23 protein-coding genes and 1 tRNA gene are annotated in these 23,900 nt (G+C 69.0%); 10 read left to right on the top strand and 14 right to left on the bottom strand.

Features of this window, described 5'->3' with window-relative positions; genetic code table 11:
- Positions 1 to 17 precede the first annotated feature (17 nt).
- The 5 genes from C5B96_RS05615 to C5B96_RS05595 are packed head-to-tail and all read right to left on the bottom strand — an operon-like array spanning position 18 to position 4,831.
- Positions 18 to 1,019: a YafY family protein gene (locus C5B96_RS05615; RefSeq protein WP_233189021.1), complete on the bottom strand. Its 1,002-nt coding sequence runs from the start codon at positions 1,017 to 1,019 to the stop codon at positions 18 to 20.
- Positions 1,000 to 2,079: a YafY family protein gene (locus C5B96_RS05610; protein WP_104243780.1), complete on the bottom strand. Its 1,080-nt coding sequence runs from the start codon at positions 2,077 to 2,079 to the stop codon at positions 1,000 to 1,002. Before C5B96_RS05610 ends, C5B96_RS05615 begins: the two co-directional genes overlap by 20 nt.
- A 44-nt stretch (positions 2,080 to 2,123) precedes the next feature.
- Positions 2,124 to 3,104, bottom strand: a complete 981-nt coding sequence (locus tag C5B96_RS05605) for an FKBP-type peptidyl-prolyl cis-trans isomerase (protein ID WP_104243778.1) — start codon at positions 3,102 to 3,104, stop codon at positions 2,124 to 2,126.
- A gap of 45 nt (positions 3,105 to 3,149) precedes the next feature.
- Positions 3,150 to 4,160 carry a tRNA (adenine-N1)-methyltransferase gene (locus C5B96_RS05600; RefSeq protein ID WP_104243776.1) on the bottom strand — a complete coding sequence of 337 codons (1,011 nt, stop codon included), beginning with the start codon at positions 4,158 to 4,160 and terminating at the stop codon, positions 3,150 to 3,152.
- Positions 4,157 to 4,831: an HAD family phosphatase gene (locus C5B96_RS05595; protein ID WP_199176559.1), complete on the bottom strand. Its 675-nt coding sequence runs from the start codon at positions 4,829 to 4,831 to the stop codon at positions 4,157 to 4,159. The genes C5B96_RS05600 and C5B96_RS05595 overlap by 4 nt, the downstream gene beginning before the upstream one ends.
- Positions 4,832 to 4,946: 115 nt before the next feature.
- On the opposite strand from C5B96_RS05595, the gene C5B96_RS05590 reads away from it, so the two are divergent.
- Positions 4,947 to 5,804, top strand: a complete 858-nt coding sequence (locus C5B96_RS05590) for a PAC2 family protein (RefSeq protein WP_233189020.1) — start codon at positions 4,947 to 4,949, stop codon at positions 5,802 to 5,804.
- Between the two features lie 2 nt (positions 5,805 to 5,806).
- Here the strand turns inward: C5B96_RS05590 and mshC are convergent, their stop codons facing one another.
- The 3 genes from mshC to C5B96_RS05575 all read right to left on the bottom strand — a co-directional run bounded on the left by mshC (position 5,807) and on the right by C5B96_RS05575 (position 9,329).
- A complete protein-coding gene (gene mshC / locus C5B96_RS05585) occupies positions 5,807 to 7,102 on the bottom strand; it encodes a cysteine--1-D-myo-inosityl 2-amino-2-deoxy-alpha-D-glucopyranoside ligase (RefSeq protein WP_104243772.1) in 1,296 nt (431 codons plus the stop codon).
- Positions 7,102 to 7,956 (bottom strand): undecaprenyl-diphosphate phosphatase, encoded by an 855-nt coding sequence (locus C5B96_RS05580; RefSeq protein WP_104243770.1) that lies wholly within the window; start codon positions 7,954 to 7,956, stop codon positions 7,102 to 7,104. The genes mshC and C5B96_RS05580 overlap by 1 nt, the downstream gene beginning before the upstream one ends.
- A gap of 62 nt (positions 7,957 to 8,018) precedes the next feature.
- Entirely contained in the window at positions 8,019 to 9,329 is a 1,311-nt protein-coding gene (locus C5B96_RS05575) for a M20/M25/M40 family metallo-hydrolase (protein ID WP_104244035.1), read from the bottom strand.
- 110 nt (positions 9,330 to 9,439) lie between these two features.
- On the opposite strand from C5B96_RS05575, the gene C5B96_RS05570 reads away from it, so the two are divergent.
- The 3 genes from C5B96_RS05570 to C5B96_RS05560 all read left to right on the top strand — a co-directional run bounded on the left by C5B96_RS05570 (position 9,440) and on the right by C5B96_RS05560 (position 10,511).
- Positions 9,440 to 9,524 (top strand) — tRNA-Leu (locus C5B96_RS05570).
- Positions 9,525 to 9,752: 228 nt separating this feature from the next.
- Positions 9,753 to 9,956 (top strand): cold-shock protein, encoded by a 204-nt coding sequence (locus tag C5B96_RS05565; protein ID WP_104243768.1) that lies wholly within the window; start codon positions 9,753 to 9,755, stop codon positions 9,954 to 9,956.
- Positions 9,957 to 10,052: 96 nt separating this feature from the next.
- Positions 10,053 to 10,511, top strand: a complete 459-nt coding sequence (locus C5B96_RS05560; RefSeq protein ID WP_104243766.1) for a nitroreductase family deazaflavin-dependent oxidoreductase — start codon at positions 10,053 to 10,055, stop codon at positions 10,509 to 10,511.
- Positions 10,512 to 10,533: 22 nt separating this feature from the next.
- On the opposite strand, the gene C5B96_RS05555 is transcribed toward C5B96_RS05560, so the two are convergent.
- The 3 genes from C5B96_RS05555 to C5B96_RS05545 are packed head-to-tail and all read right to left on the bottom strand — an operon-like array spanning position 10,534 to position 14,423.
- Entirely contained in the window at positions 10,534 to 11,592 is a 1,059-nt protein-coding gene (locus C5B96_RS05555; RefSeq protein WP_104243764.1) for an NAD(P)-dependent alcohol dehydrogenase, read from the bottom strand.
- Positions 11,593 to 11,596: 4 nt separating this feature from the next.
- The gene (locus tag C5B96_RS05550) at positions 11,597 to 12,574 is read right to left on the bottom strand and encodes an aldo/keto reductase (protein ID WP_104243762.1); all 978 of its coding nucleotides are present in this window, start codon (positions 12,572 to 12,574) and stop codon (positions 11,597 to 11,599) included.
- 31 nt (positions 12,575 to 12,605) lie between these two features.
- Positions 12,606 to 14,423, bottom strand: a complete 1,818-nt coding sequence (locus C5B96_RS05545; protein WP_233189019.1) for a DEAD/DEAH box helicase — start codon at positions 14,421 to 14,423, stop codon at positions 12,606 to 12,608.
- Between the two features lie 98 nt (positions 14,424 to 14,521).
- Between C5B96_RS05545 and C5B96_RS05540 the strand changes: the two genes are divergently transcribed.
- Together C5B96_RS05540 and C5B96_RS05535 are read left to right on the top strand one after the other, a co-directional pair.
- A complete protein-coding gene (locus C5B96_RS05540) occupies positions 14,522 to 15,487 on the top strand; it encodes an AlkA N-terminal domain-containing protein (RefSeq protein ID WP_104243760.1) in 966 nt (321 codons plus the stop codon).
- A 70-nt stretch (positions 15,488 to 15,557) separates the two neighbouring features.
- Positions 15,558 to 16,349 carry an SGNH/GDSL hydrolase family protein gene (locus tag C5B96_RS05535; protein WP_104243758.1) on the top strand — a complete coding sequence of 264 codons (792 nt, stop codon included), beginning with the start codon at positions 15,558 to 15,560 and terminating at the stop codon, positions 16,347 to 16,349.
- 97 nt (positions 16,350 to 16,446) lie between these two features.
- Here the strand turns inward: C5B96_RS05535 and C5B96_RS05530 are convergent, their stop codons facing one another.
- The gene (locus C5B96_RS05530) at positions 16,447 to 17,259 is read right to left on the bottom strand and encodes an RNA methyltransferase (RefSeq protein WP_104243756.1); all 813 of its coding nucleotides are present in this window, start codon (positions 17,257 to 17,259) and stop codon (positions 16,447 to 16,449) included.
- A gap of 109 nt (positions 17,260 to 17,368) precedes the next feature.
- Between C5B96_RS05530 and C5B96_RS05525 the strand changes: the two genes are divergently transcribed.
- Positions 17,369 to 18,223, top strand: a complete 855-nt coding sequence (locus tag C5B96_RS05525; RefSeq protein WP_233189036.1) for a Sir2 family NAD-dependent protein deacetylase — start codon at positions 17,369 to 17,371, stop codon at positions 18,221 to 18,223.
- A gap of 4 nt (positions 18,224 to 18,227) precedes the next feature.
- Positions 18,228 to 18,833 (top strand): histidine phosphatase family protein, encoded by a 606-nt coding sequence (locus C5B96_RS05520; RefSeq protein ID WP_104243754.1) that lies wholly within the window; start codon positions 18,228 to 18,230, stop codon positions 18,831 to 18,833.
- On the opposite strand, the gene C5B96_RS05515 is transcribed toward C5B96_RS05520, so the two are convergent.
- Both C5B96_RS05515 and C5B96_RS05510 read right to left on the bottom strand, forming a co-directional pair.
- Positions 18,778 to 19,878, bottom strand: a complete 1,101-nt coding sequence (locus tag C5B96_RS05515) for a glycosyltransferase family 1 protein (protein WP_104243752.1) — start codon at positions 19,876 to 19,878, stop codon at positions 18,778 to 18,780. The two genes, C5B96_RS05520 and C5B96_RS05515, sit on opposite strands and share 56 nt — an antisense overlap.
- On the bottom strand, positions 19,875 to 20,867 hold the full coding sequence (locus C5B96_RS05510) for an alpha/beta fold hydrolase (protein ID WP_104243751.1): 993 nt from the start codon (positions 20,865 to 20,867) through the stop codon (positions 19,875 to 19,877). Before C5B96_RS05510 ends, C5B96_RS05515 begins: the two co-directional genes overlap by 4 nt.
- 120 nt (positions 20,868 to 20,987) lie before the next feature.
- Between C5B96_RS05510 and treS the strand changes: the two genes are divergently transcribed.
- The gene (gene treS, locus C5B96_RS05505; RefSeq protein ID WP_104243749.1) at positions 20,988 to 22,706 is read left to right on the top strand and encodes a maltose alpha-D-glucosyltransferase; all 1,719 of its coding nucleotides are present in this window, start codon (positions 20,988 to 20,990) and stop codon (positions 22,704 to 22,706) included.
- Between the two features lie 82 nt (positions 22,707 to 22,788).
- Positions 22,789 to 23,685 carry an exonuclease domain-containing protein gene (locus C5B96_RS05500; RefSeq protein ID WP_369826444.1) on the top strand — a complete coding sequence of 299 codons (897 nt, stop codon included), beginning with the start codon at positions 22,789 to 22,791 and terminating at the stop codon, positions 23,683 to 23,685.
- The last annotated feature ends 215 nt before the right edge of the window (positions 23,686 to 23,900 follow it).

Raw genomic sequence — 23,900 nt, 5'->3', positions numbered from 1 at the left:
CAGACGTTCAGGCGAGTCTAGCCAGACGTTTCGTCGTCGTAGGCCGCGAGGGCCTCGGTCGCCCAGTCGTGCACGGCGGCTCTCGCCTCGGGGGGATCGATGACGCGCACGACGCCCGGCAGGCTCGCGATCAGCCTCTTCAACCCGTGGATGTGCGCGACCCGAACCGTGGTCTGCACCAGGGCGCCCCGCTTCACCTGCGGCTCGCCTTCGGCGAGGTACTCCCCCAGCAGGCTCACCGCGGCGGGATGCACCTCCAGCACCACTCCGAGCGTCTCCCCCGAACCGTCGAAGAGAGTGTCGCTGAGCGCCAGGTCGCCGGGGCTGTAGAGGTTCGCTATGTCGGTGACGGTGGGGGCGCTCATCCGGTCGAGCCGGAAGGTGCGGATGCCCTGCCGGGAATGGTCCCAGCCGCGCAGGTACCAGTCCTCGTTGTTGGAGTCGATGCGCAACGGATCGACCACACGGTGCTCCCGGTCGCCCCGCGAGCTCACATAGTCGAACTCGATGCGGAGCCCTGCCGCGACGGCCGACCGGATGGCCGCCAGCGACCCATTCGCCTCCGACCGCGCGACCGCGACCTGGCTCGGCTCCTCGGAGGCGCCGCGGGCGAGCTTCGCCATCAGCGACGAGTGCACAGCGCTGTCGAGCGTCTCGGGCACGGCCTGCAGGTACTGCAGCCCAGCGATCAGGGCCGCGGCCTCACGCGCCGAGAAGCGCGGTGAGTCATCCAGAGCCACCTTGTGGGTGATCTGGATCTCGTCGCTCTGCTCGAAGTCGTCCCACGCGATGTCGAAGAGGTCGCCGTGCTGGTACTGGCTCGTCTCCCCCGGCACGCCCGACACGGCGATGAGGCGCACGGCCTCCCGCACCTGCTCCTCGCCGACCTGGAAGTGCTGCGCGGCATCCGCCACTGACACTCTGTCGCGGTCGAGCAGGTACGGCACCAGCGCGAGGAGGAAGGCGAGCTTGTCCTGTGCGTGCACGAACGCGGTGCTCTCAGACGGTCTCTTCGGCACGGTCACCCCCCGTCGGCGCCGCAGGGCCGGAGAAAGCCGGCGCGGAGGGCGCCGGGGCGGCCGGCGGCTGGTGGGTCGCCGCCGTGAGTTCGAGCCGGCGTCGCACGGCGGCGCGCAGCTCGGGCGGCGAGACGACGAACACCTCGGGGCCGAAGCCCGCGAGCTCGTCGGCCAGCAGGTGCAGGTCGGTGAAGTGCAGCGTCAGCTCCCCCGTCGGGTTCCGGATGCTCCCCCGCCGGTTGACGAGCCGGGTCTGTGCCTCGGAATCTGCCCGCGCCCGCACGACCGCGGTGTTGGCGGCCCAGATCGCATCGAGCTGGCTGAGCGCGGCCTCTGCCGAACCGCGGTCGTCGCTCTCGAAGGGGATCTTCGTTCGCACGACCGCGCCCACGATGCGCGACAGCAGAAAGGTGCGCGGCTCATCCACATCGCGATCGATGCCCTGGATGTGCCAGCGGCCCTCGTGCTGCACCAGTGCCAGGGGCGCGACCGTGCGTTCGCGGGGCGAGAGGTCACCCGGCTTGAGGTACGGGAAGCGCACCAGCACGCGGCGACCGAGCGCGTCGGTCAGCGGATCGAACGCCGCCTCCCGGGTGCGGATGCGCGGGGCGTACCCGAGCACCGGCTCCGTCGACTCGACGCCGAGAGACCGCAGCTTCAGCAGCGCGTGGCGGGACTCCCGCGAGAGCGACCCCTCCCGCCAGGCCATCGCCGCCAGGTTCAGCAGGGCGATCTCCTCCGGCGAGAACGAGATGTCGGCGGGGAGGTCGTAGGCGCCCTTGGGGATGCGGTAGCGCAGATTGTGGTTGTTCCCCGACTCGTCGAGGGGTTCGATCGTCTCGAGCGGCACCCCGAGCTCGCGGATGTCGTCTTTGTCGCGTTCGAACTGCCGCTCGAGGGTGGAGTTGTCGCCGCCGAAGACGTAGCGCTGCCGGTACCCCTGCACGGTGGAGAGGATCTCGTTCTTCGTCAGGCCCGCCTCGGTCGCCAGGAGCGCGAGAACCAGGCTGAACAGCCGTTCTTCGACAGGTACGGGCGCCGGGCCCCTGGTCTCAGTCATCAGGGGCTATTTTAGGCGCTCTCGACGACGGAGCGGGTGCGGCACTACTGCGCGGGAGCGGCAGGAAGGATGCCCAGAACGTCGACCACGTAGATGAGCGTGGAGCCCGCCGGGATGGTCCCGTCGCTCGACGCCGTGTCACCGTATCCCGCGGAGGGCGGAACGACGGCGATGTACTGGGAGCCGATGGTCTCGCCCACAAGGGAGGGAACGATGGTCGTCTTCAGATCGGCCGTCGACGAGGCCTGCACCAGCTTGGGGGTTCCGTCGGTCCAGGTGGAGGCGGCGACGGACTTGTCGGCCCAGACGACAGCGGTGTACTGCACGATCACCTGGTCGCCGTCGGCCACGGCCACGCCGTCGCCCTTCTTGAGGTCGGTCACCATCAGGTCGGTGGGCACCGGGCCCGAGGGGACCGTGATGCCCGGACGCCCGTCGGGGCCGAGCGCGACGCTCGGGAAGCCGGCCTTCGCGGGCTGGGTGGCGCCGTCGGCGCGAACGCCGAACGCATCCTTGATGTCGAAGACCATCACCAGGGAGTCCGTCGCGCCGACGCCGGCGTTGGCGTTGCCCGTGGCACCGAAGCCGTCGGCCGGGGGCATCGTGATGGCGACGCGGGAGCCGACCGTCGCGCAGGCGAGGCCCTTCTGGATGCCCGGGATGCCCGCAGACGAGATGGGGAAGGTCGAGCTGGTGGTTCCGTCGTAGGCGGTCGCGGTGACGGTGGTGCCCGTCGTGCCGTCGATGAGGGTGTAGTCGCCCGACACGATCCCGTTCGCCGGAAGGGTCTTGCCGCTGCCGGGAATGAGAACCGAGACCTGCGTGGAGCTGCCCGCATCGAGCGGCGTGCCGAACGAGACCTTCGGCGCCGTCTCGAAGTCACCGGTGGCCGACACGAGTTCGGAGGCTGCTCCCGAGGTCGCCTGGGGCGTGCATCCGGAAGCGGTGTCGCCACCCGACGAGCTGCACCCGGCCAGGGCGACGAGCAGGCCTGCGGCCACGATGAGCGCGACGGACTTACGCACGGATCCTCATTTCACAGTTGGAACGGCCCACGAACGGGAGCCGCCTCAGTCTAACGGTTCGGTTTCTGCCGCATCTTCAGCTTCGCGGGCGAGCGCGGCGTTCGCCGAGGCGCTGGCCTGCCGCACCCGTTTGCGGAGGCTCTTCGGGCTGATCCCGCGTTCGCCGAGGGCCCCGGGGGTCCACGCCTCGACGTCGTCGTCGGAGTACTCCGATTTTGAGGCGCGGCGCTTCAGCTCGGGCAGCACGGAACCGGGGGCGAGCCGCCGGGCGGTGACGAGAAAGCCGGTGTGCCCGATCATCCGGTGATCGGGCCTGACGGCCAGGCCCTCGACGTGCCAGGTGCGCACCATCGTCTCGCTCGGGTCGGGGTTCGTGAAGAGTCCGGTCGAACGGATGGTCTCGGTCACCCGGGAGAGCTGGGTGACGGTCGCGACGTAGCAGAGCACCACTCCGCCCGGCTTCAGTGCGGCGGCCACGGCCTCGATACACTCCCAGGGCGCGAGCATGTCGAGGATGACGCGGTCGACCGTCGCGTCGTCGTGAACGCTCTGCAGAGCATCCGTCAGGTCGCCGACTGTCACGCTCCAGTTCGTCGGAACGGCGCCGGTGAACGCGGCCACGTTCGCCCGCGCCACATCGGCAAACTCGTCGCGCCGTTCGAAGGAGGAGAGCCGGCCGTCCCCGCCGAGGGCGCGCAGCAACCAGAGCGAGAGGGCACCGGAACCGACGCCGGCTTCGACGACGGTCGCCCCCGGGAAGATGTCGGCCTGCGCGAGGATCTGGGCCGCATCCTTCGGGTAGATGATCGCGGCGCCGCGGGGCATGGCCATCACGAAGTCGGTCAGCAGCGGCCTGAGGGCCAGGTATTCGATGCCGATCGAGTTCTGCACGACCGAGCCGTCGGGCAGGCCGATCAGGTTGTCGTGCTCGATCCAGCCCTTGTGGGTGTGGAACACGGCGCCGGGCTCGAGGCTGATGCTGTTCATGCGGCCCTTCGGCCCGGTCAGCTGAACGCGGTCGCCGGCGCGGAACGGGCCGCTGTAGGTCGTGGTCATGAGGCGGGGGTCCTGGATTCTGTGAGAACGCGAACGACATCGGCGGTGCGCCGGCCCTCGAGGGTCGGCCAGAGCACCGTGGCGCCGCTTCCGTCGAGGGAGAGGTAGTGGGGCACACCGATCGTCACCACGCCCGCGGCGACGGCGGAGGCGGTGCCGGCGACGGAGTCCTCGATGGCGACGCAGTCGGCGGGCGCGGCGCCGAAGTGCGCGGCGGCGGCGAGGTAGGCCTCGGGGTGCGGCTTGGGGTGGGTGACGTCGTCGCCCGAGATCACGAGGTCGAAGCCGTCGAAGGGAATGAACGACCGCACGTGCTCGGCCATGACACCGATCGACATCGTGACGAGGGCAGTCGGGATGCCGGACTGGCGCAGATCGCTGAGCAGCTCTTTCGCGCCCGGGCGCCACGGCACGGCCACGGTGATCTGTTCCATCACCTGCTCGCTGAGCAGCGTGACGATCGCGTCTTCGCCCATCTCGACGCCCTTCGCCTGCATGGCGCGAGCTGTTCGCCAGAGGCCGGAGCCGACGAGATCGAGCGCCTCCTCGTGCGTCCAGCTGCCGCCGTACGACTCGATGAGGGCGGTCTGGGCGGTCATCCAGTAGGGCTCGGTGTCGACGAGCGTGCCATCCATGTCCCAGAGAACGGCAGCGGGTTTCTGTTCGGTCACGGGATCGAAGCCTACCGTGGGCGAACGCCTCGGCCTGTGCCCGACGGCCTATCCTTGAGGAACGACTCGCGCGGGCTCACCCGCGCGCGAAACGAAGGCACGAGGCTTTTCCACGGTGGCAGACAGCAGAGAATTCCTGACCGGCAGACTGATGGTCGTCGCCTTCGAGGGGTGGAACGACGCCGGTGAAGCCGCGTCGGGTGCCGTGCGCCTGCTGCAGGAGCAGCTCGATCTCACCGAGATCGTCGACATCGACTCCGAAGACTTCTTCGACTACCAGTTCAACCGGCCGACCATCGAGTCAGACGACGACGGGCAGCGCACCATGGTGTGGCCGAACGCGACCATCTCCGCGCCGGCCGAGGGGTCGGAGTCGACGATCCACGTGCTGATCGGCACCGAGCCGAGCCGCAACTGGAAGCGGTTCACGAGCGAAGTGCTGAACGTGGCCGTCGACGCGGGCGTCTCGGGAATCGTGTTCCTCGGCGCGATGCTCGCCGACGTGCCGCACACCCGGCCGATCAGCGTCTTCTCGTCGAGCGAGAACGATGCCGTTCGCGCCGAACTCGAGCTCGAGAAGAGCACGTACGAGGGCCCCGTCGGCATCCTCAGCGTGATCGCCGACTCGGCGGAGCGACTCGGCATTCCGACGGTGTCGCTCTGGGCCTCCGTGCCGCACTATGTGCACAACGCGCCGTCACCGAAGGCGACGCTGGCGCTGATCGACCGGCTCGAGGAGCTGATCGGCATCGTCATCCCGCGCGGGGAGCTCGACGAAGAGGCGGCGGCGTGGGAGGCGGGCATCAACACCCTCGCGGGCGACGACGAGGAGATGGCCGCCTACATCCAGCAGCTCGAACAGGCGCGCGACACGGTCGACTCGCCCGAGGCGAGCGGCGAGGCCATCGCCCAGGAGTTCGAGCGGTACCTCCGCAAGCGCGGCGACGGGCCCGCCGAGCCCTGGCGGCCCTAGCCTCAGTCGGTCAGGCGGATGCCCAGCAGGGCGTCGATCGCATCCACGACGGTGCCGGGTACGGCGTCGGCGTCGTCGAACCACCCGTCGAGCACGGCGAGGGCCCGCGGGGTGTCGAGGTCGTCGGCGAGGGCGGTGCGGAGGCGTTCGAGCAGCTCCGCGGCATCCCGCTCACCGGCTGAATCGCCGCCGGCCGGGGTCGCGTTCGAGACCGACGCTGCTGAGTGCGCGGCCGTGCTCCAGCGAGACAGGCGGCCGTTCGCGCGTTCGAGGTCGGCGTCGGTGTACTCCCAGTCACTCCGGTAGTGGTGCGCCAGCAGGGCGAGACGGATGGCGCGGGCATCCACTCCCGCGGCCCGCAGCCTCGACACCAGCACCAGATTGCCGAGGGACTTCGACATCTTCTCGCCCTCGTACGCCACCATGCCGGCGTGCGCGTGGATCGACGCGAAGGGTTCGCCGGTCAGCGCCGTGGCGTGTGCCGCGCTGAACTCGTGGTGCGGGAAGATCAGGTCGGCGCCGCCGCCCTGAACGGCGAAGTCGCGGCCGATGTACTTCAGGGCGATGACCGCGCACTCGATGTGCCAGCCCGGGCGGCCCGCCCCGACGGCCGAGGGCCACTGGGGTTCGCCGTCGCGGGCGACACGCCAGAGCAGCGGGTCGAGTGGGTTGCGCTTGCCGGCACGGTCGGGGTCTCCCCCGCGCTGGGCGAAGAGTTCGAGCATGGTCGCGTCGTCGTAGCGGCTCTCGAGGCCGAGGAACCAGCTCGTCGCCTCTGCGGCGCGGGCAGCGTCGAAGTAGACATCCTGCGCGTCGCCGTTCGACGCATCGGGGGTCGGTACTCCGTAGGCGAAGCCGGCTTCCACGAGCTCGGCGACGGCACGGCCGATCTCGTCGATCACTTCGGTCACCGCGATGTAGTTCGCCGGCGGGATGACGCGGAGCGCCTCCATGTCGCTGCGGAAGAGGTCGGTCTGCGAGGCCGCGAGCTCCCGCCAGTCCACCCCTGTCGCGGTCGCGCGCTCGAGCAGCGGGTCGTCGATGTCGGTGACGTTCTGGGTGTACGAGACTGTGAGGCCGGCATCCCGCCACACCCGGTTCAGGGTGTCGAAAGCGAGGTACGTCGAGGCATGGCCGAGGTGGGTCGCGTCGTACGGCGTGATACCGCAGACGTAGAGGCCGGCCGTGCCATCTCTGCCGGTCGCCTCTTCGAGCTCGTCGCTCTGCTGGTTGTAGAGGCGGGGAACCTGACCCCGGCCGGGCAAGCCGGGAACGGCCGGTTCGTGCCAGGAGCGCATCAGGCCGCGATCGTGTTCGTCGACAGCAGCACGATCAGCACGATGCCGAGCGCGATGCGGTAGATCACGAACGGGAGAAAACTGCGGCGCGAGATGTAGTTCATGAAGAAGGCGATGACGACCAGGCCGACGACGAAGGCGACCACGGTCGCCACGCCGGTCTCCAGGCCGTTGAACACCTCGGGGGTGCACCCGGCCGCGACGGCGTCGCAGGGTTCCTTGATGCTCTTGTAGAGCTGGAACAGGCCGCTGCCGAAGACAGCCGGCATGGCGAGCAGGAAGGAGTACCGAGCGGCGGCCTTGCGTTCGAAGCCCATGAAGAGGCCGGCGGTGATCGTGCCGCCCGAGCGGGAGACGCCCGGGATGAGGGCGAGCGCCTGGGCGAGGCCGAAGACGATGCCGCTCGGGTAGGTGATCTCCTTCAGCCGGCGCTTCTTCGAGCCCACCGCGTCGGCGATGCCGAGCAGGATGCCGAAGACGATGAGGGTGGTCGCGACGATCCAGAGCGATCGGAAGGTGGTCTCGATCTGGTCCTGGAAGAAGAGGCCGAGCACGATGATCGGGATGCTGCCGATGATGATGAGCCAGCCCATCCGGGCATCGGGATCGTTCCGCGGAACGCGACCGACGAGCGATCTGGCCCACTGCGACACGATGCGCACGACATCGCGCCAGAAGAAGACGAGCACGGCCGCCTCGGTGCCGAGCTGGATGATCGCGGTGAACGCCGCACCCGGGTCGCCACCGGTGCCGATGAGCTCGCCCACGATCTTGATGTGGGCGCTCGACGAGATCGGAAGGAACTCCGTGAGGCCCTGCACGAGGCCGAGGATGATCGCTTGAAGGAATTCCATGCACACACTCTCTAGGGTGATCGGCTGCTGCGCGGTGCCTCAGAGGGGCACCGCACGAGTGGTCAGTAGCGCAGCAACAGGTCGGTCAGAACGTCTGTGCCAAAGACTAACGCGTCGAGCGGCACCCTCTCGTCAACGCCGTGGAACAGGGCGGGGAAGTCGAGATCGGCGGGCAGTCGAAGAGGCGCGAACCCGTAGCCCCTGATGCCCAGCATGCTCAGCGCCTTGTTGTCGGTGCCCGCAGACAGCAGGTAGGGCAGCACCTCTGCGCCCGGGTCGAAGCGGTTCAGGCTGTCGATCATCTGGTCGACGAGCGCGCCTTCGAACGCCGTCTCGAGCCCAATGTCTTCGTGCATCACGACCACCTCGACGTCGGGCCCGGCCAGCTCGCGGATGCGCGCCATCACCTCGACCTCGTCGCCCGGCAGCACGCGGACATCCATCCGCGCCTCCGCCCGGTCGGGAATGACGTTCACCTTGTAGCCGGCGTCGAGCATGGTCGGATTGGTCGTCGCGCGGAGGGTCGCCGAGATGAACCGGCTCGCCGTGCCGGTCGCCACCGCGAGCTCCTCGGCGCTGACCTGCTGCGGATCCTGCCCCAGGATGCCGGCGACCCTGTCGAGCAGCTGGCGGGTGGTCTTCGTGAGCCGCACGGGCCACTCCTGGCTGCCGATGCGGGCGACGGCGCCCGCGAGCCGGGTGATCGCGTTCTCGGAGTTGATCTGCGAACCGTGGCCGGCGCGGCCCCGCGCGATGAGCTTGATCCAGATGAGGGCCTTCTCCCCCGTCTGCACCAGATAGGCGCGCTGCCCCGCGAGGTCGATCGAGTAGCCGCCGACCTCGCTGATCGCTTCGGTTGCGCCGTCGAAGAGTTCTGGATGCTCGTCGACCATGTAGTGCGAGCCGAGCACCCCACCGGCCTCCTCGTCGGCGAAGAACGCCACGACGAGGTCTCGGGCGGGCTGGCGACCGGAGCCCAGGATCTCGCCCAGGGCGCTGAGGATCATCGCATCCATGTTCTTCATGTCGACCGCGCCCCGGCCCCAGATCATGCCGTCTTTGATCTCCCCGCCGAACGGGTCGACCGACCAGTCCTCGGCGATCGCGGGAACGACGTCGAGATGACCGTGCACGACGAGGGCGGGAGCGTCGGGGTTCGCGCCTTCGACGCGCGCGACGACGGAGGTGCGCCCCGGGGCGGCGTCGAACAGCTGCGGCTTCAGACCGAGCGCCGACAGCTCTGCCTCGACATACTGGGCGGCCTCGGTCTCGCCGTTGGACTTACCGTCACCGTAGTTGCTGGAATCGAACCGGATCAGGTCGCGGGTGAGGTGGGCGGTGCGGTCAAGGGCGGGATCGCTCGTCGAGGTCATGTCGAACACGCTACCGGCAGCCACCGACGAGGCGGTGCGTTTTCGGGTGCTTCGAGACGTGCTAATGTCTTACCTTGTTGTTCTCCTCCTGGAGGGGTTCGGCATCACCTGTCCGGGTGGCGGAAATGGTAGACGCGCTAGCTTGAGGTGCTAGTGCCTGTTATGGGCGTAGGGGTTCAAGTCCCCTTTCGGACACAGAAGTTCACTATCAGATGAAACGGGATTGCGACACACGTCGCAATCCCGTTCTTCTTTTCCCCACGACTGGGGTAGTGTTTAACACGAAGTTGCTGTGCCTCGCAGTTCTGAATGCTCGCGGCCAAGCCCCGTTGCCCATTGCGCTTGAAAGATGGATGACAGGCACCGCGCTCTCAAGGATCCGGCAGTCGGGTCCGTATAGAACGCTCCTGGAGGAGTTTTAACATGGCAATTGGTACCGTCAAATGGTTTAACGCTGAAAAAGGCTTCGGCTTCATCGCTCCCGAAGATGGCAGCCCCGACGTCTTCGCCCACTACTCGGCCATCGCGTCGAACGGCTACAAGTCGCTCGACGAGAACCAGCGCGTCGAGTTCGACGTGACGCAGGGCCCGAAGGGCCCGCAGGCGGAGAACATCCGCAGCCTGTAGCAAATTGTTTTAGAAGCGACACGCGCTTCTAAAACGGCAGGTTCTTGAGAATGCCCCCGGCTCCGGCTGGGGGCATTCTTGTGTTTAAGCTGAGGTATGACTACTGAGAGCGTGGCGGGGGCCTCCCCCGAGAACCCGATCGACAACGAGCAGGAGTGGGTGGCGAAGCAGATCGCCGAATACCTCGCCACCGACGGCGAGAAGCCCGTGTTCCCGGGCGGTGCGCCCCTCGTGCTGCTGACCACCCAGGGGCGAAAGAGCGGCGACTGGCGACGCACCTGCCTGATCGGGGCCGAAGACGAGGGCCGCCAGATCATGGTGGCGTCGATGGGCGGTGCCCCGCAGCATCCGGTCTGGTACCTGAACCTCGAAGCGAACCCCGAGGTCGTCGTGCAGAACAAGGGCCGCATCATCCGCGGCACCGCCCGCACGGCCACGCCGGAGGAGAAGCCGGCGCTCTGGGAGAAGATGGTCGGCCTCTACCCCGACTACGCGGACTACCAGACGAAGACAGACCGCGAGATCCCGATCGTGATCGTGGATCCCGCGGCCTGAGAGCAGAACGGGAGCGCGGCCGCTAGGCGGCGGCGAGCGTCGTGATGTCCATGACGAAGCGGTAGCGAACGTCGGAGGCCAGCACCCGCTCGTAGGCTTCGTTGACCGCGTCTGCGCTCGCCTCAATCAGCTCGGTCTCGGGCGCGATGCCGTGCTCGGCGCAGAAGTCGAGCATCTCCTGCGTCTCTGCGATGCTGCCGATGCTCGACCCCGCGAACGAGCGACGGTTGTTGAACAGCGTGAACACCTGCACGTCGAGCGGCTCGGGCGGCGCGCCCACGCTCACGAACGTGCCGTCGAGCGAGAGAAGGCGCAGGTAGGCGTTCAGGTCGATCTTCGCGCTGACCGTGTTGATCACCAGGTCGAAGCTGTTCCGCAGGTCTTTGAACGTCTGGGGGTCGCCGGTCGCGTAGTAGTGGTCGGCGCCGAGGCGCAGCCCGTCCTCCTTCTTCGACAGCGTCTGCGAGAGCACCGTGACCTCGGCGCCCATGGCGTGGGCGATCTTGACCGCCATGTGGCCGAGGCCGCCGAGACCGACGACCGCGACCTTCTTGCCGGGGCCGGCGTTCCAGTGTGCGAGGGGTGAGTAGGTGGTGATGCCGGCGCAGAGCAGCGGCGCCGCCTTCTCGTAGGGGATCGCCTCGGGAACGCGCAGCACGAAGTCCTCGACGACCACGATGTGGGTCGAGTAGCCGCCCTGCGTGATCGTTCCGTCGCGATCGACCGCGGTGTACGTGCCGGTGTTGCCCTTCAGGCAGTAGTTCTCGGCACCGGCCAGGCAGTTCTCGCACTCGCGGCACGAGTTGACCATGCAGCCGACGCCGACGCGGTCGCCGACCTTGTGCAGGGTGACCTCGGGGCCGACCTCGGTCACGACGCCGACGATCTCATGCCCGACGACCTGCGGGTACTGGATCTGGCCCCACTCGCCGCGCACGGTGTGGATGTCGGAGTGGCAGATGCCCGAATAGGCGATCTCGATCAGCACATCCTTCGCGCCGACGTCGCGGCGCTCGATGGTCGTTCTGACAAGCGGCTCGGTGGCGGAGGGCGCGGCGATGGCGTTGACGGTGGTTGTCATGTGTTCAGAATCCTGTCGGTACGTGGGGCTGGTACGGAGCTTCGAGGGTCTCGAGCTCTTCGGGTGTGAGGGTGAGGTCGACGGATGCGACCGCGTCTTCGAGGTGGTGCGGCTTGGTGGCGCCGACGATCGGCGAGGTGACGGCCGGCTGCTGGCGCACCCAGGCGAGGGCGACCTGCGCCCGCGAGACGCCGCGGTTCGCGGCTACGGAGGCCACGGCATCCGACACCTGCTCATCACCGCTCTCGGTGCCGGCGTAGACCTTCGCGCTGACATTGTCGGAGCTGTCGCGGGCGGTCTGCTCGCCCCAGGGGCGGGTGAGGCGCCCTCGGGCGAGCGGGCTCCATGGAAGCACGCCGACGCCCTGGTCGAGGCAGAACGGGTGCATCTCGCGCTCTTCTTCGCGCTGGATCAGGTTGTAGTGGTCCTGCATCGAGACGAACCGGGTCCAGCCGCCGAGGTCGGCCGTGTACTGGGCCTTCGCGAACTGCCACGCGAACATGGACGACGCACCGATGTAGCGCGCCTTGCCCGCCTTCACGACGTCGTGCAGTGCCTCCATCGTCTCCTCGATCGGAACGCTGTCGTCCCACCGGTGGATCTGGTACAGGTCGACGTAGTCGGTGCCCAGCCGGCGGAGCGACGCGTCGATCTGGTTCATGATGTGCACCCGGCTGAGGCCGCCGCCGTTCGGGGTCTGGCGCATCGCACCGTGCACCTTGGTGGCGATCACGATGTCTTCACGCGAGGCGAAATCGTTCAGGGCGCGACCGACGAACTCCTCGCTCGTGCCGTCGGAGTAGATGTTCGCGGTGTCGAACGTGGTGATTCCGGCGTCGAGGGCCTGGCGGATGAACGGCCTGCTGGTCTCCTCGTCGAGAGTCCAGTCGTGGTTGCCGCGGCTGGCGGTGCCGTAGCTCATGCAGCCGAGCGTGATCGCCGACACCTCGAGGCCGCTCGCGCCGAGTTTCAGGTATTTCATCGTGACTCCTTCATAGCTGGTGCGGGCATGTCTAGTGCGTGCCGATCCACTTGCGAACGGTCTGGATGCGCGCCTGCAGCTGCGTGACGCTCGCCTGGGCGACCGCCGGCCCGCCGCAGACCCGGCGGAGTTCCGCGTGGATGAGGCCGTGCGGCTCCCCCGACGTCTTCGCCCAGATGCCGACGACACTGTTCAGCAGCGACCGCTGCTCCTTCAGCGTGCGGTAGAGAGGAGCGGCGGGTGCGGCATCCGGAGTCTGCACCTCGGGTGCCGTGTAGCCGGGCTCGTGCTTGCGCTTGGCCTGGCGGGCCTGCCGGTGCTGCAGCAGCTCGCGCACCTGGTCGGGTTCGAGCAGGCCCGGGATGCCGATGAAGTCGAGCTCCTCGTCGCTGCCGCCGAGCGCTTCTGCACCGAATTCGTCGCCCTCGTAGACGACCATGTCGAAGGTCGCGTGCGAGGAGATCGGCTCGAACGTGAACTCCTGCTGCAGGGCGTCTGAGGCCTTCTCCTGCCGGTTCGCGGCATCCATCATGTCCTCTTCGGGAGCGAACATGTCGACGGCCGGGTCACCCGTCTCGCGACGGTCGAGCGCGTGGTCGCGTTCCATCTCCATCGTGTTGGCGAGGGCCATCAGGCTCGGCACGTTCGGCAGGAAGATGGATGCGGTCTCCCCGCGGCGCCTGGCCCGCACGAAGCGGCCGATCGCCTGGGCGAAGAACAGCGGGGTCGACGCGCTGGTCGCGTAGACGCCGACGGAGAGGCGCGGGATGTCGACGCCCTCCGACACCATGCGAACAGCGACCATCCAGCGTCTCGACGAGTTCGAGAACTCCTCGATGCGGTCGCTGGCCTCCTTCTCGTCGCTCAGCACGATCGTGATCGGCTGGCCGGTGATCTCTGCCAGAACGTCGGCGTAGGCGCGGGCGGCATAGTGGTCGGTCGCGATGACGAGGCCACCGGCATCCGGAACCGACTGGCGCACCTCGCTCAGCCGACGGTCCGCGGCCTTCAGTACCTGCGGTATCCAGTCGCCCTTCGGGTCGAGCGCGGTACGCCAGGCCTGCGAGGTGATGTCTTTCGTGTTGCCCTCGCCGAGCCGGGCCTCCATCTCCTCCCCCACGCCGTCGCGCCAGCGCATGTGGCCGGCGTAGACCATGAACAGCACGGGCCGAACGACGCCGTCTCTCAGGGCACGGCCGTAACCGTAGTTGTAGTCGGTGAGGGAGGTGCGGATGCCGTGCTCGTCGGGCAGGTACGACACGAACGGAATGGGGGCGGTGTCGGAGCGGAACGGCGTACCGGTGAGGCTGAGCCGCCGGGTCGCGGGCTCGAACGCCTCACGGATCGCGTCGCCCCAGCTGAGGGCGTCACCGCCGTGGTGCACCTCGTCGAGGATGACGAGGGTGCGACCGCTCAGGGTGAGATCGCGGTGCAGCTCGGCCCGGGTCGCGACCTGAGCGTAGGTCACGACCACGCCGTGGTAGTGGGCGGCGTGACGGCCGTGCGCGTTCTTGAAGGTGGGGTCGAGCCGGATGCCCGCCCGGTGCGCCGCGTCGGCCCACTGCTTCTTCAGGTGCTCTGTGGGGGCGACGACGGTGATGCGGTCGACGGTCTTGCGTGCCAGCAGTTCGGCGGCGAGCCGGAGTGCGAACGTGGTCTTGCCGGCGCCCGGTGTGGCGGCTGCGAGAAAGTCGCGGGGCTCGTGCTCGAAGTAGGCGGTGAGGGCCTCTGACTGCCAGGCGCGCAGTTTGCCGACGGTTCCCCAGGCGGCCCGTTCGGGAAAGCTCGGGGAGAGGTGTTCGGCCGCAGAGGTTCCGACAGGTCGTCCGGAGGCAGGCGAAATAGTCACTTTCCGACACACTACCCGCTCGCGCCGCGGCTCGCCCAACCGGCCGCCGGGTGCTCTGGCGGGGTGCTGCCGGGGTCGGGGCGGGGTGAGAATGGGACGTGCTCCCCGCCACCTTCACCCTGCCCGCGCGCCAGCCGTTCGACCACGCGGGCGTGACGCGCTTCCTCGCGGCACACGCGGTCGCGGGGGTGGAGGCGGTGGTCGACGGGGAGTACTGGCGCACGCTGGCGGTGCCGGGTGCGGCTGCGGGTGCGGCCGCGGCTTCCGCAGGCGGCGCGGCGCAGGCCGTGGTGGCGGTGCGTGCCTCGCCCGCCGGCGTCACCGGACGCGTGTGGTTCGCCGGCGCGGAGCCCGCAGACGGTGGCGTGGCAGGAGGCGGGGTCGCGGCCGTTTCCGCCGCCATCGGCCGGCTCTACGACCTCGACGCCGACGCGCCCGCCATTGATGCGGCTCTCGGGAGGGTGCCCGAACTGGCGGCGTCGCTGGCGGCGGCCCCGGGCATCCGGATGCCCGGCTCGACCGACCCGCACGAGACCCTCTTCCGCACCCTCATCGGCCAGCAGGTCTCTGTGAAGGCGGCGCGCACCGTGCAGGGCACGCTCGCAGCCGCGCTCGGCGACCGGCTGGATGCCCGGCTGGCCGCCATCGCACCCGCCGGCCTGTCGCTGCTGTTCCCGACGGCCGCGCAGCTCTCCGCCGGCGGCGTCGGTGTCGTGCGGGGGCCGGCGTCGCGGGTGCGCACGATCCTGGCCGTGGCCGACGCCCTCGCCGACGGGTCGCTCGTTCTGGGCCGCGACCGGAGCGTGCCCGAACTGATGGCGAGCCTCGAAGCGATGCCGGGCATCGGGCCGTGGACGGCCGGATACGTGGCGATGCGCGTGCTCGGAGCCCCCGACATCCTGCTCGACGGCGACCTCGCGCTGCGAGCGGGGGCCGCCGCTCTCGGCCTGCCCTCCGAGCGCCGCGAGCTCGTGCGTTTCGCGGAGCGCGTCGCGCCCTGGCGGAGCTACTTCGGCATGCATCTCTGGCGCGACGCCGTGTCGGCCATCGCAGCCCCGCGCTGACCACCAGAGGCGCGGGCGTCCCACGAGTCGTAGGGTGGAGGGCAGGAAACTTGTCGCAGGAGAACTACTCATGACCGAACCGCACCCCTGGCGCCGTTACGTCGCCCTCGGAGACTCCTTCACCGAAGGGATCGGCGACCCCGAGCCGCGCAGCGAGGGCGGCCACCGTGGCTGGGCCGATCGTGTGGCGGAGGTTCTGAGCGCCCAGGCCGACGGCAACTTCTCGTATGCCAACCTCGCTATTCGTGGGCGTCTCATCCGCCAGATCCTCGAGGAGCAGGTGGAGCCGGCGCTGGAGCTGAAGCCCGACCTGATCACGATCTCGGCCGGCGGCAACGACATCATCCGGCCCGGAACCGACCCCGACCGCATCGCGGCCCAGCTCGACGCCGGTATGGCCCGGCTCAGCGAGAGCGGCGCGACCATCGTGGTCTTCACGGGCACGGATGTGGGGTTCTCGCCGGTGTTCCGGAGCATCCGGGGCAAAGTCGCCATCTACAACGAGAACATCCGCGCGATCGCGGCTAAGTATGACCTCGTGGTGGCCGACCAGTGGGGGCTCGGCGCGATCCAGAACGCCGGGATGTGGGCGCCCGACCGCCTGCACCTGAACGCCTACGGGCACCACGAGATCGCGCGAACGGTGCTCGCGGCGCTGAACGTGCCGAACGACCTGCAGCCGAACTCCCCCGAACCGCTGCCCGCCGTGCGCTGGCGGCAGGCGCGCGCCGAAGACCTGGTGTGGGCGCGCGAGTACTTCGTGCCGTGGGTGCTGCGCCGGGTGCGGCACCAGTCCTCGGGCGATGGGCTGGCGCCGAAGCGCCCCGCCGCCGGCCCCGTGCTGGCGCACCGCGCCGACTGACCCCGCACGCCCCCCGCCGCCGCCCGCGCGAGCCGCCTGCCGTGCGGTGGCGAGGTCGGGCGGCGGGCGGAGTCCGCCGCGCGCCAGCCGGCCCGGGTCAGTCGGCGGACGGGGGCACGCGGAGCGCCCAGAGGGCGACCGCGGTCGCCGACGCCACGTTCAGCGAGTCCACGCCGTGCAGCATCGGGATCGTCACCACCGTGTCCGCCGCCGAGAGCGCCGCCCGTGAGAGCCCGTCGCCCTCCGTGCCGACGAGGATCGCCACCCGCGCAGGCGGCGAGGCCGCGTACGCATCGAGCGTCACGGCGTCGTCGGCGAGGGCCAGCGCCGCGATCGAGAAGCCCGCATCGTGCAGCTGCCCCGCCGCGACATCCCACTCCGGTAGCCGCGTCCACGGAACCTGCAGCACCGTTCCCATCGACACGCGCACGCTGCGCCGGTAGAGCGGGTCGGCCGAGCGCGGCGTCACCAGCACGGCATCGGCGCCGAGACCCGCGACCGAACGGAAGATCGCGCCCACGTTGGTGTGGTCGACGATGTCTTCGAGAATGACGACTCGCCGGGCATCCTGCAGCAGAGACGCCACCGACGGCAGGGCCGGTCGCTGCATCGAGGCCAGCGCCCCGCGATGCAGATTGAACCCCGTGAGGCTCTCGAGCAGGGCAGACGACCCGACGTAGACGGGCACATCCGGTGCGACGAGGCTCTGGATGCCCGCCGCCCACTTCTGCTCGCAGAGCACCGATCGCGGCACATGCCCGGCGGCCAGCGCACGCTCGATGACCTTCGCCGACTCGGCGATGTACAGCCCGCCCGCCGGCTCGCTCACCCGTCGCAGGGCGACATCGGTCAGGTCGCGGTAGTCGGCGAGCCCGGGGTCGGAGAGGTCGTCGATCGGGATGAGGGGCACGGAACACCACTCTGCCAGTCGCCGGAAACATTTACGAAAACAAGAACTCTTAGACTCAAGGGGTGCGGTGTGAACGAACAGCCCGCGCGAAGGTGGTGCGGTCGTGGCTCTGACGGAATCCGAGCGGGGTGTGCCGGGCATCCCCGAGTCCTCCGATGCGCTCGACGCCGCCGTCGACGCCCTGGCCGGCAAGCGTGTCGTCGTGCTGACCGGCGCCGGCGTCAGCACCGACTCCGGCATTCCCGACTACCGCGGCGAGGGTGCGCCGAAGCGCAACCCGATGACCTTCGACCAGTTCCTCGCGAACGCCGACTTCCGCAAGCGCTACTGGGCCGGCAGCCACCTCGGCTGGAAGCTCTTCGACGCCGCCCGCCCGAACATCGGGCACGCCGTGCTCGCCACGATGGAGCAGGCCGGCGTCGTCACGGGCATCGTCACGCAGAACGTCGACGGCCTGCACGTTCGGGCCGGCTCGAACCGCGTGGTCGACCTGCACGGCTCGATGGACAGGGTGCGCTGCCTGAACTGCGGCCAGATGTTCGCCCGCGACAGCATCGGCGCCACGATCGACGCCGCCAACCCCTGGATCACCAAGCCCGACGCCGTGACGGTGAACCCCGACGGCGACGCCGAGGTCACGAACTGGGCCGACTTCGTGGTTCCGGTGTGCACGGTCTGCGGCGGCATCCTGAAGCCCGACGTCGTGTTCTTCGGCGAGTTCATCCCCAAGGAGCGCTTCGGCGAGGCGAGCGACCTGGTGCGGGCATCCGAGGCCCTGATCATCGCCGGCTCGTCGCTCGTGGTGAACTCGGGCATCCGCCTTCTCGAGCAGGCCCGCCGTCGCCGGTTGCCCATCGTCATCATCAACAGGGGCGACACGAAGGGCGACTCGCGAGCGACGGTGAAGCTGGATGCCGGCACCACCGAGACGTTGACGGCGCTGGCCGCACGATTGATACCCTGAACGCATGACCCGACTCGCGCTCGTTCGCCACGGCCAGACCGACTGGAACCTGGCCAAGCGCATCCAGGGCAGCACCGACATCCCGCTGAACGACACGGGGCGGGCCGAAGCGCGCGAGACGGCTGCGACGCTGGTCGGCGAGCACTTCGACGAGGTGCTGACCAGCCCGCTCTCCCGGGCCCGCGAGACAGCCGAGATCATCGCCGCGGCGCTCGGGCTGCCCCAGCCGACCGTCGACGCCGAGCTCGTCGAACGCCGCTACGGCGACGCAGAAGGCATGGACTACCGCGAGCTGCACGAGCGGTTCCCCTCGCACATCGTCGTGCCGGGCCGCGAGACGCACCGTGAGGTTCAGGATCGGGTTCGGGCGGCCCTCATCCGCATCGCCGAGAGCCGTCCGGGTGAATCGCTGGTCGTCGTCTGCCACGGCGGCGTGATCTCGTCCCTCGTGCGCTACGCCACCGGCGGTGACCGCCCGCTGCCCGACGAGCGCATCCCGAACGGATCGGTGCACTACTTCAGCTACACCGACGGCGAGTTGCGCCTCGACGAGTTCAACGGCGAGCCGGTCTCTGAGCTAGCTCTTCAAGTAACGCCAGAAGCGCAGTAGCCGACGACGCCCAGCTGAAGGTCTCGGCCCGATCCTTTGACGCGAGCGACCGGCGGAACCACTCCTTCGGGTCTTCGAGCTGCTCCACCGCATCGGCCAGCGCGCGGGGGTCGGTCGCATCGAAGTAGAGCGCCGCGTCTCCCCCGATCTCGCGAAAGACCGGGATGTCGCTCACGACGACGGGCGTGCAGCGGCTCATCGACTCCACGAGCGGGATGCCGAAACCCTCCTCGAGTGAGGCGGTGACCAGTGCCGTGGCGCTGTCGATCACCTCGAGGTACTCGGCGTCGGAGGCGCCGTCGTGAAAGACGAGCCGGGCATCCGGAGCCAGAGCCTGGAGACGCGCGCGGTCTGCCGGGCGTACTTTGCTCATGAGGTGGAGCGTGTACTCGGGGAGCAGAGGCATCGCCTCGACGAGCGTCTCGACGTTCTTGTAGGGCATGAACGAGCCCATGTAGACGAGCGACTTCGCTGCGGCGCGGGCGACCGGGCCGCTGTCGCCGGCGGTCGGAACGCCCTCCGCGGCGAGCACATCGGCGGCGTTGCTCACCACGACGATCGGCTTCGTGGTGAGGTGGTGCTTCTCGACGAGGGCCTGCGTGGTGTGCGAGACGGTGACGACCGCGTCGGCGCGGTTCAGCAGCAGCCGCTGCGGCCACCAGGCCGTGTGGTAGAGCCGCCAGAGCAGGCGGAGCGGCCAGGCGAACTCGCGGGGCGGCGTCGGGTTGGAGTAGTAGATGAGGTCGTGCACCGTGAGGGCGAGCGGGTACCGCCGGCCCGCGGTGCCCATGGTCTGCATCGGGGTGAAGACGACGTCGGGGTCGAGCTTGTTGACCTGGCGCGCGACGAAGAGCTCACGGGGGCTGGTGGGGGCGCTTGCGAGGGCGAACGGCAGGTCGGGCAGCATCTCGAGCTGGCGTCTGTCACTGATCAGCATGGTGACCGGATGCAGCTCGGCCAGGGCGGTGACGAGGCCGGCGGTGTAGCGGCTGATGCCGTCGTGCCGGCCGATGCGGGTGTAGCGGCAGTCGAAGACGATCTTCACGGGCGGGCCTCGGCCAGACTGCTCGTGCTGTTCTCGCCGCGCCCTTCGGCCAAGAACGTTTCGATCGCCGCGGCCGCCTCACGCGGCATCTCGTAGTGCACGAGATGACCGACGCCCTCGAGCACGACCAGCCGGGCATCCGGAATCGCCGCCACCAGCGTGTGCTGCTCGGCGACCGGCGTGATGTCGTCGCTGTCGGAGGCGATCAGCAGCGTCGGCGGCGTGATGCGCGAGGCGTACTCCGAGACGTCGTTGCTCACCGACGCCTCGAAGGCGTCGAGAACCACGCGGCGGTTCGAGAACGCGCCGAAGAACTGGTCGTGCTGGTCGTGGATCCACCGGCGGAGCGCCCTGTCGCGCGTCTTCGTCATGGTGATGCTGATGAATCGGGTCACGATTCCGAGACGCAGCCAGGCAAAACCGGGGCGCTCGGGCAGCCAGGCACCCACCCGGTAGTAGAAGACGGCGAGACGGGTCAGGATGCCGCGGGGCCCGCTCAGGGCGGGGGCGGCGATCGGGTTGACCAGCACCACGTCGTCGACCTCGAGGCCGTCAGCGAGGGCGGCGGAGACGATGATCGACCCGAAGGAGTGCCCGAGAACGACGAAGCGCTCGGACGGGCCCGCGTCGCGCCTCAGCTCGGCGACCAGCTCCCGCAGCCAGGCCGAGTAGCCGTGGATGTCGTGCTGCACCCCGAGCGCGCCGTCGACGTCGAGCGGGGTGGAGATGCCGAAGCCGGGCAGGTCGGGCAGCACGGTGCGGTAGCCGGGCAGCTGAGCGGCAACGGGTTCGAGGCCGTGGTGGTCGCCGCGAAAGCCGTGCACGAGGAGGATCGTCGTGGTTGCTGCGGGGGCGTCTGCGGAGCCGTCTGCGGTGGCCGCTGCGGGGCCGTACGTCCAGAGCTCAGTCGTCCCGCCGAGCACCTCGATGCTCTGCCGGGTCACGGGGAGGTCGGCAAGCTGGCGGGCGTAGGGAGAAGGCGGAATCATCGCCCCAATCTTAGGCCCGGGCATCCACGACCCGTTGCTTCGAAACTCCACGCCGAACTGCACTAGCGTGGGCAGCACCCGCTTTCGTTCCACCCGAGATCGCTTCAGGGAAGGTCTTCTGTGAGCTTCACCGCCCCCATCCAACTGCCCGGTCTCACCCTCGACCCGCAGTGGTATCGACGGTCGGTCTTCTACGAGGTGATGATCCGGTCGTTCGTCGACGGCAACGGTGACGGCTCGGGCGACCTCGCCGGCCTGGTGTCGAAGCTCGACTACCTGCAGTGGCTCGGCATCGACGGCCTGTGGTTGCCGCCGTTCTTCGACTCGCCGCTCCGCGACGGCGGGTACGACATCTCGGACTACCGCTCGATCCTGCCGGAATTCGGGTCGATCGACGAGTTCAGAGACCTGGTGACGAAGGCGCACGAGCGCAACATGCGCGTCGTGATCGACCTGCCGCTGAACCACACCTCCGACCAGCACGAGTGGTTCCAGCAATCGCGGAGCGACCCAGAGGGGCCGTACGGCGACTTCTACGTCTGGAGCGACACCGACACGAAGTACGAGAACGTGCGCATCATCTTCGTCGACACGGAGGAGTCGAACTGGACGTTCGACCCGGTGCGGCGGCAGTTCTTCTGGCACCGCTTCTTCTCGCACCAGCCCGACCTGAACTTCGAGAACCCGGCCGTGCACGAGGCCATGTTCGAGATCGTGCGGTTCTGGCTCGACCTTGGCGTCGACGGCTTTCGCCTCGACGCCATCCCCTACCTCTATGTGAGCGAAGAGGGCAACGGCGAGGGCGAGCCCAAGACGCACGAGTTCGTCGCGAAGCTGCGACAGATGGTGGATCGGGAGTACCCCGGCCGCATCATGATCGCCGAGGCGAACCAGTGGCCGCGCGAAGTGGCCGCATTCTTCGGTACCGAGGAGGAGCCCGAATGCCACATGGCGTTCGACTTCCCGGTGATGCCGCGCATCTTCTACTCGCTCCGGTCGCAGACGGCGACGGAGCTGATCCGCGTACTGTCCGACGTCACGGCCATTCCCGAGGGCGCCGGGTGGGGCGTCTTCCTCCGCAACCACGACGAGCTGACCCTCGAGATGGTCAGCGAGGAGTACCGGCAGGCCATGTACGGCTGGTATGCCTACGACCCGCGCATGAGGGCGAACATCGGCATCCGGCGCCGCCTCGCTCCCCTGCTCGACAACTCGCGGGCAGAACTCGAGCTCGCGCATGCCCTGCTCTTCTCACTCTCGGGATCGCCGTTCCTCTACTACGGCGACGAGATCGGCATGGGCGACAACATCTGGCTGCCCGACCGCGATTCGTCGCGCACGCCGATGCAGTGGACGCCCGACCGCAACGCGGGCTTCTCGACAGCCGACCCGGGCAAGCTGTTCCTGCCTGTCGTGCAGTCGCTCGTCTACAACTACACGGTCGTGAACGTGGAGTCGCAGCTGGCCCAGTCGCGGTCGATGCTGCACTGGGTGCGGAACGTGATCCACGTGCGCAAGGCGCACCCGGCGTTCGGCCTCGGCTCGCTCGACATCGTTCCGACGAGCCACGACTCGATCCTGTCGTTCGTGCGCTCCTACGCCGGGTCGGACTCGCAGTGGGGCGATGCGCCCGAGCGCATCCTCTGTGTGTTCAGTTTCGCGCACAACCCGGTGTCGGTCACGCTGCAACTGCCGGAGTTCGCCGGGCGGCGCCTCAGCGACCTGTTCGGTGGCGGCGAGTTCCCGACGATCGGCGACGACGGCACGCTCACGCTGACGCTCGCCACGCAGAGCTTCTACTGGCTGCGGATCGGCCAGGCCGGGGTCGAGGTGTACTGAGCGTGGGCGTCTTTCGCTCCCTCTTCTGCGGCTCGCGGCGGCCTGACCCACCAGTGTCAGTGGATCGTTCTAGAGTCGCACCGTGACCAACCCCGTGCAATCCGTCTCCGTGCCGCTGTTCGACCTCGAACCGTCCGAGGTGCTGCCGCACGGCCGGCACGTGTTGAACGATCGGCCCCGGGTTCCGCTGCTTCACGGCGGGTCGGCCGGTTCGGTTCCGGATGCCCGGGGGGCCGACGAGCCGGCCACCTCCCGCTCGGCGACCGCGCTCCTGGCGCCTCCCCTGCCCGACTGGCCCACGTGGGCGCACCGCCTCGCGGTGTTCGACCTCGAGACCACCGGAATCGACGTCGAGACCAGCCGCGTCGTCACCGCCAACGTCAGCATCATCGACCACACCGGCACGACCGAGTCACGCTACGACTGGATCGCGAACCCCGGCGTGCCCATCCCCGCCGGCGCCGCAGCCATCCACGGCGTCAGCACTGAGCGCGCCGTCGCCGAGGGCCGCGCCGCAACAGACGTCGTCGCCGAGATCGTGGATGCCCTCACCGACGCCCTCGACCAGGGCCTGTCGATCGTGATCTACAACGCCCCCTACGACCTCACCCTGCTCGACCGCGAGGCCCGCCGCCACGGCATCACTCCCCTTCGGGAGCCGATCCCGGTCGTCGACCCCCTCGTCATCGACAAGGCCCTCGACCGGTACCGCCGGGGAAAGCGCACCCTGGAGGCCACCGCCACCTTCTACGAGGTCGAACTCCTCGACGCCCACGACGCGGGCGCCGACGCCATCGCTGCCGGCCGCGTCGCCCAGTCCCTCGCCGCGCGCTACGCTGCGGAGCTCGACATGTCCCAGCACCAGCTCCACCACTCCCAGGCCGCCTGGTTCGCCGACCAGGCCACCTCCTTCCAGGACTACATGCGCCGCACCAAAGACCCCGACTTCATCGCCCGCACCGCCTGGCCCCTCGGCTGACCCCGCCCCTTGTCTGCTCGGGGGGCTTCCCCCGGCAACGCGGGCCCCGGTTGCCGGTTGCGCCCGCGTGAGCTCAGCGAACGTACCCTTACACGCCGCGGAACGCCGGCGATGCTCCTTCCCTTCGACGAGTGCAGTACCTCTCGCCGCGCAGGTGCAGGGTGCGGGGCGCAGGTGGCGAACACGGCGCCCGCGCAGGTGCTGGGTGCGGGGCG

This window comes from Subtercola sp. Z020, assembly GCF_002931235.1.
Classification (GTDB): Bacteria; Actinomycetota; Actinomycetes; order Actinomycetales; family Microbacteriaceae; genus Subtercola.
The sequence above is the reverse complement of the archived record's forward strand: the minus strand, read 5'-3'. Positions and strand labels throughout refer to the sequence as shown.